A 252-nucleotide genomic window follows, 5' to 3' on the forward strand; every position below is an offset into this window, starting at 1 on the left:
TGCGAGCGCGAGTGCGCGGCATCCAGTTTATCGAGCGACGCTGCAACTCATCGCGTGATGCGCTCGCGGTGCACCGTGAACGCGTCGAGCGCAGCTTCGTCGATCTCGACGCCGAGCCCCGGCCCCGTCGGGACGCGCACGTGTCCGTCTTCGAGGACGGCGGGCGCCGTGACGATGTCGCGGTTGTAGAAGCGGGCGGATGCCGAGATGTCGCCGGGCAGCAGGAACCCGGGGAGCGCCGCGAGCGCCGCG

The 252-nt window shown here is 71.0% G+C and carries 1 protein-coding gene; it reads right to left on the reverse strand.

Annotated features, from left to right (window positions below; all coding sequences use genetic code 11):
* Nucleotides 1-47: 47 nt before the first annotated feature.
* The coding region (locus ACZ3HG_RS24375) for an enolase C-terminal domain-like protein (protein ID WP_465335050.1) at nucleotides 48-252 on the reverse strand (205 nt) is incomplete at its 5' end.

The organism is Erwinia sp. PME.40.26/001 (assembly GCF_055556675.1).